We start from the raw sequence: 12,268 nt of genomic DNA, 5'->3' as shown, positions 1-12,268 counted from the left end.
GGGTAGTTAAGTAGTGGGTGGCGATACATTTTTCAACAAGGCTATGCAGTAGGCGTTTAGCAGGCGGCTGATTTCGGCCGCTTGTATGCCTAATTGTTCTTTGTCTTGCAATGTGATGTATCCTAAATCTTTCGACAGGATAATGAAATTGCGTGTTTCTTCCAACGAACCTTGTGAAATGTTATAGAAACGCAGTTTGTCCTTTGAGCTGATTTTAGCATATCCTTCCGCTATATTTGCAGTGATAGAGGCTGCTGCACGGCGCATCTGGTTAACCAAGCAGAATAATTCCTCTTTGGGATATTGCTTGGTTATTTTGTAAATGGCCAATACATACGAATGTGCCTTTTGCCAAACAATCAGTTGTTCAAAGGATTGACTTTTCATTTTTTTCTACTTTGACTACTTATGACTACTACTGACTACTTTGAATTCTTTTTATAATACTTAATCAATTTCGGAACGACTTCTTCCACAGTGCCGTTAATCACATAATCGGCAATGGTGTTGATCGGAGCGTTCGGGTCACTGTTTACAGAGATGATGATACCTGCATCCTGCATACCTGCGATGTGCTGGATTTGTCCGGAGATACCGCAAGCAATATACAGTTTGGGACGGACGGTTACACCCGTCTGGCCAATCTGACGGTCATGGTCTGCATAACCTGCATCGACAGCTGCACGGCTGGCACCTACTTCGGCGTGAAGTTCTTTGGCCAGTTCGAACAATTTGTCAAAACCTTCTTTAGATCCCATGCCATAGCCTCCGGCAATCACGATAGGTGCGCCTTTCAGGTTATGTTTGGCTTTTTCTACGTGACGGTCAATGACTTTGACTACATAGTCTGTTTCAGGAACAAACTTGGCAACGTCGTGGTTCACCACTTCACCCTTATAATTTTCATCCAGAATCTCTTTCTTCATCACTCCCTCACGAACGGTCGCCATCTGCGGGCGGTGCTCGGGGTTGACAATGGTTGCAACGATGTTACCACCGAAAGCGGGACGAATCTGATACAACAGATTTTCATAAGTGATGCCGTTCTTCTTGTCTTCGTGGGTACCGATTTCCAACTGGGTACAGTCGGCAGTCAGTCCGCTGGTCAATGCGGAAGATACACGCGGTCCCAGATCGCGGCCGATAACAGTAGCGCCCATCAGACAGATTTGTGGCTTTTCCTCTTTGAACAGATTCACCAAAATGGAAGTATGGGGCAGTGAAGTATAAGGGAACAGACCCGGAGCATCGAATACATGAAGTTTGTCTACTCCGTAGGGCAATACTTGTTTTTCAATTCCTGCAAGGTCGGTTCCGGCAGCGATTGCCTCAAGCTGGCAGCCTAACTGATTAGCTAATTTACGACCTTTGGTTAAAAGTTCGAGACTCACATCGGCCACTGTTGTGCCTTCAATCTCGCAATATACAAATACATTATTCATAATCGTTATCCTATTGTATGGTTAGCTAACAGTTCGACAATCAATCCTTCCACATCCTGGTCGCTTCCTGTCATGGTCTTGCTTTCTTTTGCCTGGAAGACGATGTTTTCAATCTTCTTCACTTTGGTGGGAGAGCCTGACAGACCGCACTGCTTGGTGTCGCCTTCTACATCGGCCACACTCCATTCAGTGATATTCAGGTAAGGGAATTTTTCATATAGTTCAGCGTAAGGCAGTTCAGAACCGTCTTTAGTGATGGCTGCTTTTTCCTGTGCGCCGAGAGCGCGTTTGTATTTCTGTAACAATTTGGCATTGCGCGGACGGCAGGGAGCTGCACTTCCGTTTACAGTCAGTACAATAGGCAGAGGACCTTCCACAGTTTCTACCCCTCCGTCAATGTGGCGTTTTACGGTGATGCGGCGGGCAGTTTCGTCCACGTTTAGAATTTCTTCGGTGTAAGTAATCTGGCTTAATCCCAGCTTTTCTGCTACCTGCGGACCTACCTGTGCGGTATCACCGTCGATAGCCTGACGACCGCCGATAATCAGGTCATATTCGCCTATTTTGCGGATAGCCGTAGCGATGGCGTATGAAGTGGCCAACGTGTCAGCACCGGCAAAAGCACGGTCAGTCAATAAATATCCATTGTCTGCTCCTCTGTATAAACCTTCACGAATAATTTCGGCAGCGCGTCCGGGACCCATGGTCAGAATAGTTACCGTAGAGCCGGGATGTGTGTCTTTCAGTCTGAGTGCCTGTTCCAAGGCGTTCAGGTCTTCCGGATTGAAGATGGCCGGAAGTGCTGCACGGTTGATGGTGCCGTCAGCGTTCATGGCATCTTTCCCCACATTGCGTGTGTCGGGAACTTGTTTTGCCAGTACTACAATTTTTAAACTCATATACTTTAATATATTTGGTATTAGTAATGTTCTGTTTTGGCGGCAAATTTAAGCAAACTATTTAAGCGACAAAAGGATATGCCGATAAATATGCACATTTTTGTGAAGTTTGAGCAATTTGTCTGCATGCTAGTATTCGTCCAAGAAGCGCAGAAAAACAATATTTTCTCCCACTTTCACTCTTCCGCTTGCTATCCATTCCGGTTTTACACGGAAGGTTTTAAGACATTTGTCTATTTTGTTGGTAATGAGTAAAGGCTGTTTCTTGTTGTATTCCAGTACTTTTATTTTTCCTTCTTTATTTATAGAAACCTTTGCTTTGACATTGCGAATCGTTTTGCCACTGTTGGATTTACTTTTATCCAAATCTATCCAAAAGATGACGGAGGCTTTGGGTAATTTTTCGTCTTGTGTTATGTTATCGTTTACCTTTTTCTGTTGTAGGGAAACAAGGGGGAATGTGTCTGTAGCGTTTTTCAGAACGGTTGCGTGGCTGCCGGTGGATATAGCCAGAAGCAGGGTGATTAGCATCTTTTTCATGTTCTATTTTTATTTATGGTTGTACAACTGCCTAAAGGTAGGAATTTATTTGAGAATGAACGAAATAGGAAGGAATAAATTTTATTTAGAAAAATAATTGTTAGCTTTGTCATCCTATTTAGTCGTATTTTGTTATTACGAAAATAGGTATGTACTATAGTAGTAAAAGAAATATTAAATAAATGGATTATGAGAAAGTTGTTATTTTTATTTGTAGTGACAATGCTTAGTGTCACTGCTATGGCGCAGGATGTGATTTATGATAAAACCAATGATGCGGGAGTACGTACCGTGGTTTGTTCAGGTATGGACTTGGGAGTATCAAATGGAATGAATGTGTATGTGGCTTTAGCGGGATTTCAGTATAAAAGTACGATTCGTTACTCTTTGGCTGTGACCATCGGCTCAGGACATGAAGTGGAAATCCCGGATGACAGCAAATGTTTGCTGACACTGGGCAATGGAAAGGTATTGGAACTGCCTACTGTTTCGGGAGGTGCTTCTGTATTGCAATCCATTGATATCGAATGGGGTGATGTATATCAGACATTCCGTCGTTTCGGATATTACAATATCAAGGCAAAAGATTTGAAGAAAACAGGTAAGAATGGCATTGACCAAATCGAATTCCAGCTGGCTCCGTCCAATTATGTGGTCATGTTTAACCAGGATGAATTAGGCGGATTGTTGACAGGTTCTTTGTCGGTGATTAATAATCTGTTTGGAAAATAAGCATTATACATAGAGGCAGTTAAAGTGCCTTACCTCTCAAACAAAACGTATTCTACGCTGTTTATCACTATGTTTTGAAAATTAAGTGATAAGATTATGGCGAGAATACGTTTTGTTCTTTTTATGTTGTTTCTTTCTTCACTGGGGGTGAAGGGGCAACAGGCGGAAAAATATTTGTCTCATCCTCTGCCTGCCGGATGGCAGGAGCAGGATGCCATGTTTCAACAGGCTTTGCCGGTGGATGACCATTGGTGGAAGGTGTTCGAAGATGTTACCCTTGACTCACTCATCCGTGTGGCGGTGAAGCAGAATCCTTCGGCATTGATGGCTATGAACCGTATGGACATGGCAAAGGCGAATCTGAGAATTATGCGTGCCGGATATTATCCTTCCTTGTCACTCGATGCCGGGTGGAGCAGGCAGCAAACCAGTGGGAATACCGGAACCGGACAGTCTCAGTCGCGTGTGGGGTATTTTGATGCCGGAGTGAAGATGAGTTGGCAGGCAGATGTGTTTGGTGCTATTCGTCAAAGGGTGAAAGCTCAGAAAGAGAGTTTTGCCGCCAGTCGTGAAGAATATAATGCTACGATGGTTTCTCTTTGTGCAGAGGTAGCATCTGCTTATTTTAATCTAAGGGAAGCACAGCAGGAATTAGGCGTATTGCAGCGTAACGCCTTGTCGCAGAAGGCTGTGGTGGAAATTACAGAAGTGCGTTATAATACCGGTTTGGTGTCGAAACTGGATGTCGCACAGGCCAAATCTGTTTACTATAGTACATTGGCTTCCATTCCTTCTGTCGAATCCGGCATTATCCAATATACCAATGCATTGGCTGTGTTGTTGGGACTTTATCCACAGGATGTGGCGTCGTCTTTGGAAAACAGTCACCCGTTGCCGGACTATATAGAACCGGTGGAAGTGGGAGTACCGGGACAACTCTTGTTGCGGCGTCCCGATGTGCGTGCGGCAGAAAGGCAAGTGAATGCACAGGCTGCACTGCTTGGGGCATCCAAGTCGGATTGGTTACCTTCTTTCTTTCTGAACGGTTCTTTGGGTTATGCTTCGCATGATATGAAAGACTTGACAAAAAGAAGCAGTATGACTTGGAGTATTGCTCCTTCTATAAGTTGGACTATTTTTAACGGAGGGCAACGCCTGAATGCGGTGAAACTGCAACGTGCTCAATTGGATGAGACAATCAATCGGTTCAACAATACGGTGCTGACGGCTGTGCAAGAGGTGGATAATGCAATGAGCAGCTACCGGAATTCCATTAAGCAGATTGTGGCTTGCCGTGAGATGGTGAATCAGGGAAAAGAAGCGTTTAAACTTTCTCTTGACTTGTATAAGCAGGGGCTGAGCCCGTTTCAAAATGTCTTGGATGCACAGCGTTCACTGCTTTCTTATGAAAATGCCTTAGTGCAAGCACAAGGTTATTCGTTGATTTGCCTTGTACAGATGTATCAGGCATTGGGAGGAGGGTGGTAAGATTCTTATAACAGAAGTAAAATAAATTAAAGCCTATACCAAGATATGAAAAAATTAATGATAATCATTGCACTGACCGCTTTTACTTTGACGGCTTGCAATAAAAAACAGTCTTCCGGCACGACAATGGAAGCTTTGCCTATTGATGTTGCGCGTCCGATGGTGCAGAATGTCACACTCACAAAGGATTATCCGGGTTATCTCGAAGCTGAATCGACAGTAGATTTGGTGGGAAGGGTCAATGGAGTATTGCAGGCAAAGAACTTTGCTCCGGGTTCGCGGGTAAAGCAGGGGCAGGTGTTGTTTGTGATTGAACCGACGCTTTATGAAAATGCCGTCAAGCAGGCAGAGGCGGAGCTTAAAACGGCTCAGGCCAATCTGGATTATGCTGTCAGCAGTTATCAGCGTATGAAAGAGGCTATAAAAAGCGATGCGGTGAGTCGCATACAATATTTGCAGGCTGAGAGCACCGTTACTTCGTGTGAGGCGGCGGTCAGCAATGCAGAAGCTGCTTTAAAGACAGCACGAACCAATCTCAGTTATTGCTATGTGAAAGCTCCATGTAGCGGTGTGGTGGATATTTCCAATTATTCGGTAGGTGCTTACATCGGAGGGGCTTTACAACCTGTGAAATTAGCGACAGTTTATAAAGATGACCGGATGTATTCTTATTTTAATATCGCGGATAATCAATACCTGACTTATCAGTTGGTACAGGAGAACAACAGCAAGATTCCGGCTGCTGCTCACTTCGTTACTTTAAGTTTGGGTGCGGATGGTAGCCGGACATGGAAGGCAAGATTGGATTACTTGTCTCCGAATGTAACGTTGACAACGGGAACACTTCGCCTGCGTGCCGAGTTGGATAATCCCGAAGGTACGCTGCGCCCCGGATTGTTTGTCAGTGTGACGCTGCCGTACGGCGAAGCGGACAATGCCATATTGGTAAACGATGCTTCTATCGGTACGGACCAGCTTGGAAAATATCTGTATGTGGTGAATGATAGTAATATTGTCAATTACCGTCATATTGAGCCGGGACAGTTGACGGATGGAAATATGAGAATTGTTAAAAGCGGACTCTCTCCGAACGAAAGATATGTGACCAAGGCTCTGTTGAAAGTACGTCAAGGCATGAAAATTAATCCGGTAATGGAAAGTGGAACCACCAAAAAACAATAATGTATGTTTTCAAAATTCTTCATAGAACGGCCTATATTTGCCACAGTACTGGCTTTGTTATTTGTGGTGGCCGGACTTGTTACATTAAATATATTGCCCGTGGCGCAATATCCCGATATTACGCCGCCTACCGTGCAAGTCAGTGCGGTATATCCGGGAGCTAATGCTGAAACGGTCGCACAGACCGTAGGTATCCCCATTGAACAGCAGGTGAACGGTGTGGATGGAATGTTGTATATGAGCTCCAATTCTTCCGCATCGGGTGCTTATTCGCTGACCGTGACTTTCGAAGTGGGAACGGATGTCGATATGGCTACCGTGATGGTGCAAAACCGTGTCAGTGTGGCATTGAATTCCCTGCCCGAAGCGGTGAAAGTGCAAGGAGTAACGGTGCAGAAGCAGTCATCCAATATTGTGATGATGCTTACACTGAGCGGTGACAGTATTTATGATGGCCTCTATCTGACCAATTATGCCAATTTGAATCTGGTAGACCAGTTGACTCGTGTACCGGGAGTGGGAGCGGTGAATGTCATGGGAGCCGGTGATTACTCCATGCGTGTATGGTTGAATCCCGAAACCATGCGTATCCGCAATATTACTCCGCAGCAGGTTTACTCTGCCATTCAAAGTCAGAATATGGAAGTGTCTGCCGGTTATGTGGGACAGCCCATCGGCAACTCAGCCGATAATGATTTTCAATATACGCTGAATGTAAAGGGACGTCTCTCTACTCCCGAAGAGTTCGGCGACATCATATTGAGAGTGGAAGACCAGGGGAAAGTGCTCCGTCTGAGGGACGTTGGCAGAATCGAGCTGGGCAGTGCCGAGTACGGAGTTGTTTCCAGGTTGAAAGGACAACCTACGGCTGCTATCGCCGTCTATCAGCTGCCGGGAAGTAATTCGCTGGATGTATCCAAGGGAGTTCGTGCGCGCATGGCGGAACTGGCCGAGACATTTCCGGCCGGGGTGAAGTACAATGTGACGTTGGATACCACAGATGTGGTGCATGACTCCATTGACGAAGTGATGAAGACTTTCGTGGAAGCGATTATCCTGGTGGTGCTGGTTATCTTTTTCTTCCTGCAAAGCTGGCGGGCGGTTCTTATCCCATGCCTCACTATCCCTGTATCCCTTATCGGAACATTGGCAGTAATGGCTGCCTTGGGCTTCTCTATCAATACGCTGACTCTGTTCGGGTTGATCCTGGCTATTGCCATTGTGGTGGATGATGCCATTGTGGTGACCGAGAATGCTACCCGTATTCTGGACGAAGGGAAACTGGATGCTCGTGCCGCTACCGAGCAGGCGATGGGGGAGATTACCGGGCCTATTGTCGGAGTGGTGCTGGTACTGCTTGCCGTATTTATTCCTACTACGCTGATTAGCGGTATTTCCGGGCAGCTTTATAAGCAGTTTGCTTTGACCATCGCGGCTTCTACGGTGATAAGCGGTTTCAATTCACTGACATTGACGCCGGCAGTCTGTGCCTTGTTGTTACGTCCCACTCCGGCTCATAAAGCACGCTTGTTCCGGTGGTTTGACAGTATGAATGACTGGATGCAGCGGGTTTATGACGCTTCGGTGAAATGGTTGTTGGCACGGCCGGTCATTGCCATCGGCTCTTATGTGGTTATATCAATCATTGCCATTCTGATGTTTGTGAAATGGCCGAGTACCTTTATACCCGAAGAAGATGACGGATACTTTATGATTGCCATTCAGCTTCCGGCTGCTTCTTCTTTGGAACGTACGCAGAGGGTGGGTAAACAGATTGATGCTATTTTGGCAGAGTATCCCGAAGTGAAGACTTATTTGGGAGTAAACGGGTTCAGTATCATGGGAGGAGGGCAGCTGCCTAACGCGGCTACTTATTTTGTGGTGCTGAAAAATTGGAAGGAACGTGCGGGCAAGGAGCATACGGCCCAGGCAGTGGTCAATCGTTTTAACGGACAGGCTTATGCCATGATTCAGGAGGCTCAGGTTTTTGGTATTATTCCTCCGGCTATTCCGGGTATGGGTAATACAGGCGGCTTGCAGCTTGAACTGGAAGACCGTAAGTCTTTGGGTGCCGAGGAACTGCAAAAGGCGGTTGAGGCTTTGCTGGTCAATTATCACACTGAACCGGCCATTGCTTCCATGAGTAGTATGTATCAGGCAGATGTCCCTCAGTATTTTCTGAATATAGACCGTGACAAAGTTCAGTTGATGGGCTTACAGTTGAACCAGGTGTTCTCTACATTGGGGTATTACATGGGACAGGCTTATGTCAACGACTTTGTGGAATTTGGCCGTATTTATCAAGTGAAACTGGAAGCCGGTGAGCAGGCACAGAAGGTGATAGATGATGTGCTGAAACTGAGTGTGGCCAATTCAAAGGGAGAGATGGTTCCCTTCAGCAGTTTTACGCAGATAGAGCAGAAGCTGGGTATGGACCAGATAAACCGGTATAATATGTATTCGGCCGCTTCCATCACTATCACTCCGGCTGCCGGAAGCAGTTCCGGACAGGCGATAGAGGCTGTGGGGAGCTTGATAAAAAATCAATTGGGCAATGAGTTTGGTTATGAATGGACTTCAGTTGCTTATCAGGAAACTCATTCCGGTAATACCACTACCATTATTCTGATTATGGCGTTGCTGGTGGCATATCTGGTGTTGGCGGCACAGTATGAAAGCTGGACAAGTCCGGTCGCTGCTGTGATGGGCTTGCCCGTAGCTATTCTGGGTGCGATGCTCGGTTGCTGGGTGATGGGAGTTCCGGTCAGTATCTATACGCAGATCGGTATTATTCTGCTGATTGCTTTGTCTGCGAAGAATGGTATCTTGATTGTGGAGTTCGCCCGTGATTACCGTAAGGCCGGCAATCCTATCCGTGAGGCGGCATACGAGGCAGGGCATGTGCGCTTGCGTCCTATCCTGATGACTTCATTTACCTTCGTGCTGGGTGTGATGCCGTTGTTGTTTGCCACAGGAGCCGGTGCAGGCAGCCGTGTGGCGCTGGGTGCGGCAGTGGTATTCGGTATGGCAGTGAATACAATTTTTGCTACCATTTATATTCCTAACTGGTATGAAGTGATGCAGAATATTCAGGAGAAATGGTTGACTAAGAAAAAATAATTGTTTTTAGCCGGAAAGAAAAACGCTTTGTTACCTTTGTTGGTAATAAGGCGTTTTTAGTATCTTTGCGGAAAAACGAATGTAGTATGGATACAATAAACAACGATCTTACTAACTTATTGCAACAGATGGGTGTGCATCAGGAAAGCCTGGGCATAACCCAGCGTATCATTATTATAGCCGGTATTATTATCATTGCTTTTGTGGCAGATTATTTTTGCAGAAAAATAGTAGTTCCTACTATAAAGAAACTGACGGCAAAGACACAGGCTACTTGGGATGATTATCTATTCAATGATGTTGTACTGGATAATATATGTCATCTCATTCCACCTGTTATATTATATGCATTGCTTCCTTTTGCTTTTCCGCATGAACCCGTGACTTTAACATTTATCCTTAAACTATGCTGGGTATATATTACTGCTGTGTCAATGCGTTTGATTTGTTCTTTTCTCACTTCACTTTATACCATTTCCAGTGAACATGAGAAGTTGAAGAATCATCCGTTGAAAGGGGTGTATCAAATGTTGAAGTTGATAGTGATATGTATAGGAGTAATTATTATTATCAGTACACTGATTGATAAAGACCCGATGAATATCCTGACCGGTTTGGGGGCTTCTGCGGCTATTCTGATGTTGGTATTTAAGGATACCATTATGGGGCTGGTTGCCGGGGTACAACTTTCAGCCAATAATATGCTTCGTCCGGGTGACTGGATTACTATGCCTAAATATGGGGCTGACGGTACGGTGATAGAAGTGACATTAACTACCGTGAAAGTACAGAATTGGGATAATACTATAACCACAATTCCACCGTATGCTTTAGTAAGTGATTCTTTTCAGAATTGGCGCGGTATGAGAGAAAGTGGCGGGCGAAGAATAAAACGTTCACTGAATATTGATATGACAACAGTGCATTTCTGTACTCCCCAACAGTTGAAGAACTTTGAGAAACGCGGCTGGTTGGAAGGATTTGAAAGGACCGGAAAAGAGGAGGTGAATCTGCATGTCTTCCGTCATTATCTGGAGCGGTATTTGCGACATCACCCACGGGTGAATACAAGCCTTACCCTCATGGTACGGCAACTTCAGCCTACTCCGCAGGGCTTGCCCATCGAACTTTATTTTTTCTCAGCCAATAAGGATTGGATACCTTATGAACGTCTGCAAGCCGAAGTTTTTGACCATGTACTGGCTGTTCTTCCCCAGTTCGGATTGAAAGTATTTCAAAGCCCTACGGGAACTGATATATTGGCGCTTTCAAAACAGTAGGTTTCTTATTTGTCATGTAATTCCAGCACAAATCGGGTTCCTTTCTTGTATTCGTTATCCAGATGCAAAGTACCATTAAGTTTATAGGCGATGAGGCTGCAGGTCGGTAAGCCCAGTCCATTGCCTTGCGTTAAGTCATGGATTTCGGCAAATGGCTTGAACAGCTTTCCTTTTATTTCGGTCGGTATGCCTGTACCGGTATCGGTAATGATAAACTGTCCTGTGTGTGCACTTCTTTTCTTAAACTCTAATGTGATTTTGCCGTTATCTGTGTGTAGTGCAGCATTTCTCAATAAATAAAGCAAGATGCGTTCCAGCGCTTCTGCATTTGTCTTAATATTTACTCTCGGTACATTGAGTACGGCTTCCACTTCGGGTTTGAAGTTTGTCTTGGCCTTTTCCATAATGGTTTCGCACAAGGCATTTATATTCACATCTTTGAGCGGATAATGTTCCTCACGTGTCTCTTCCAAAGTGACGTATGTTTGAATGTCAGTCATGAGTTTTTTCAAAGCTTCTATATTCTTCTGTAAGATTTTGGCCGAGAACACTTCAGTCGCTTCTTCCATCGTGTTAAGAGTCGGTTCTATCTGTGTACTGATGTTACTGATGAATCTTGACTTTTGTTCATTATTCTCATTAGCGATACCCAGACTGTGTTTTAACTTTTTCACTTGGCGTATATGTTTGAAAAGTAAGGCGGCAAGAAATACAAGCGCAGCCGCAAGAATGGCTGTCAGGATACAAAGTGCAATGATAATGAAAAGATTGGTACTTATCTTATCTTCTTTTTCTTGTAACAATTGCCGGTTTTCATCATATTTTTGTTGCAGGGTTGTCAGTTTCTGAGCTGCTTTTACTGTTTGGATGGAATCTTGCCAAGACGTGTAGAGCTTACGCATGGCACCGGCCAGTGGCGCATTGTTGTTCTGTTCTGCATAACTCAGCATATCTTTATAGCATTGCTCTATGCCTTTTTCGTCTTTTCCTTTCGAACGTTTTCGAAACAGTTCTTTATAGCATGCGAGGCTTTTGTCCGGCATACCGAATGTTTGGTAATAATTAGCCTCGGTAAAGAGAAGATCTTCCGATAAGGAATCCGATTTTATTTGGTCTGCATAAATATGCAGTTGATTGAGTTGTTTTTTACATTGCTCTGCATTTTTCAGACGGGTGTACATGCGTAAGCGTTCTTTGGTCACCTGATAGCGGAGTGGATAATTTGCTTTTTTAGTTTCTTGTTCATTGGTATAAATCAATGCATCCATCTGGCGACAGGTGGCGAAAGCTTCTTTATATTGTCTGTTTTCGGTAAAGAGTATGCTGACGCGCACTCCTTCGTCTATAGCTTGTTTATATTGTTTCTTTTCTGCCAACTGGGTAAATTGGGCCCACTTGGAATTTAATTCTGTAGTATTAACGCCCGATGCTGTCGTAGAAGTTTGTCCTTGCCCTGCCAATACGCAGAAAGCAAGTACTAATGTTAGAAGGGTTTTTTTCATCTGTGATACTGCTTTTCTGCAAATATAACCTCATTTGAAAAAAAATGTTCTTAAAAGTGCAACTTTTTTCAGAATACCTGCGT

10 protein-coding genes are annotated in these 12,268 nt (G+C 44.7%); 5 read left to right on the top strand and 5 right to left on the bottom strand.

The window, feature by feature from the left end:
* Window positions 1-6: 6 nt before the first annotated feature.
* The 4 genes from HMPREF1534_RS07930 to HMPREF1534_RS07945 form a co-directional block, all read right to left on the bottom strand.
* Complete coding sequence (locus HMPREF1534_RS07930; RefSeq protein WP_005840639.1) at window positions 7-387, bottom strand: four helix bundle protein; 381 nt, start codon at window positions 385-387, stop codon at window positions 7-9.
* 35 nt (window positions 388-422) lie between these two features.
* A complete protein-coding gene (locus HMPREF1534_RS07935) occupies window positions 423-1,442 on the bottom strand; it encodes an electron transfer flavoprotein subunit alpha/FixB family protein (RefSeq protein ID WP_005941088.1) in 1,020 nt (339 codons plus the stop codon).
* Between the two features lie 5 nt (window positions 1,443-1,447).
* Complete coding sequence (locus HMPREF1534_RS07940) at window positions 1,448-2,341, bottom strand: electron transfer flavoprotein subunit beta/FixA family protein (RefSeq protein WP_005941087.1); 894 nt, start codon at window positions 2,339-2,341, stop codon at window positions 1,448-1,450.
* A 129-nt stretch (window positions 2,342-2,470) separates the two neighbouring features.
* Window positions 2,471-2,881, bottom strand: a complete 411-nt coding sequence (locus HMPREF1534_RS07945) for a DUF4891 domain-containing protein (protein WP_005941086.1) — start codon at window positions 2,879-2,881, stop codon at window positions 2,471-2,473.
* 189 nt (window positions 2,882-3,070) lie between these two features.
* On the opposite strand from HMPREF1534_RS07945, the gene HMPREF1534_RS07950 reads away from it, so the two are divergent.
* From HMPREF1534_RS07950 to HMPREF1534_RS07970, 5 genes are all read left to right on the top strand, one after another.
* Entirely contained in the window at window positions 3,071-3,613 is a 543-nt protein-coding gene (locus HMPREF1534_RS07950) for a hypothetical protein (protein WP_005941085.1), read from the top strand.
* A 96-nt stretch (window positions 3,614-3,709) separates the two neighbouring features.
* Window positions 3,710-5,101 (top strand): efflux transporter outer membrane subunit, encoded by a 1,392-nt coding sequence (locus tag HMPREF1534_RS07955; RefSeq protein ID WP_005941084.1) that lies wholly within the window; start codon window positions 3,710-3,712, stop codon window positions 5,099-5,101.
* A gap of 45 nt (window positions 5,102-5,146) precedes the next feature.
* The gene (locus HMPREF1534_RS07960) at window positions 5,147-6,283 is read left to right on the top strand and encodes an efflux RND transporter periplasmic adaptor subunit (RefSeq protein ID WP_005941083.1); all 1,137 of its coding nucleotides are present in this window, start codon (window positions 5,147-5,149) and stop codon (window positions 6,281-6,283) included.
* 3 nt (window positions 6,284-6,286) lie between these two features.
* Window positions 6,287-9,403: an efflux RND transporter permease subunit gene (locus tag HMPREF1534_RS07965; RefSeq protein WP_005941082.1), complete on the top strand. Its 3,117-nt coding sequence runs from the start codon at window positions 6,287-6,289 to the stop codon at window positions 9,401-9,403.
* Between the two features lie 86 nt (window positions 9,404-9,489).
* Window positions 9,490-10,683 carry a mechanosensitive ion channel family protein gene (locus HMPREF1534_RS07970; RefSeq protein WP_005941081.1) on the top strand — a complete coding sequence of 398 codons (1,194 nt, stop codon included), beginning with the start codon at window positions 9,490-9,492 and terminating at the stop codon, window positions 10,681-10,683.
* A 5-nt stretch (window positions 10,684-10,688) separates the two neighbouring features.
* Here the strand turns inward: HMPREF1534_RS07970 and HMPREF1534_RS07975 are convergent, their stop codons facing one another.
* Complete coding sequence (locus tag HMPREF1534_RS07975; protein ID WP_005941079.1) at window positions 10,689-12,185, bottom strand: sensor histidine kinase; 1,497 nt, start codon at window positions 12,183-12,185, stop codon at window positions 10,689-10,691.
* Window positions 12,186-12,268 lie beyond the last annotated feature (83 nt).

It is taken from the genome of Phocaeicola massiliensis B84634 = Timone 84634 = DSM 17679 = JCM 13223, from assembly GCF_000382445.1.
GTDB lineage: Bacteria > Bacteroidota > Bacteroidia > Bacteroidales > Bacteroidaceae > Phocaeicola > Phocaeicola massiliensis.
The sequence above is the reverse complement of the archived record's forward strand: the minus strand, read 5'-3'. Positions and strand labels throughout refer to the sequence as shown.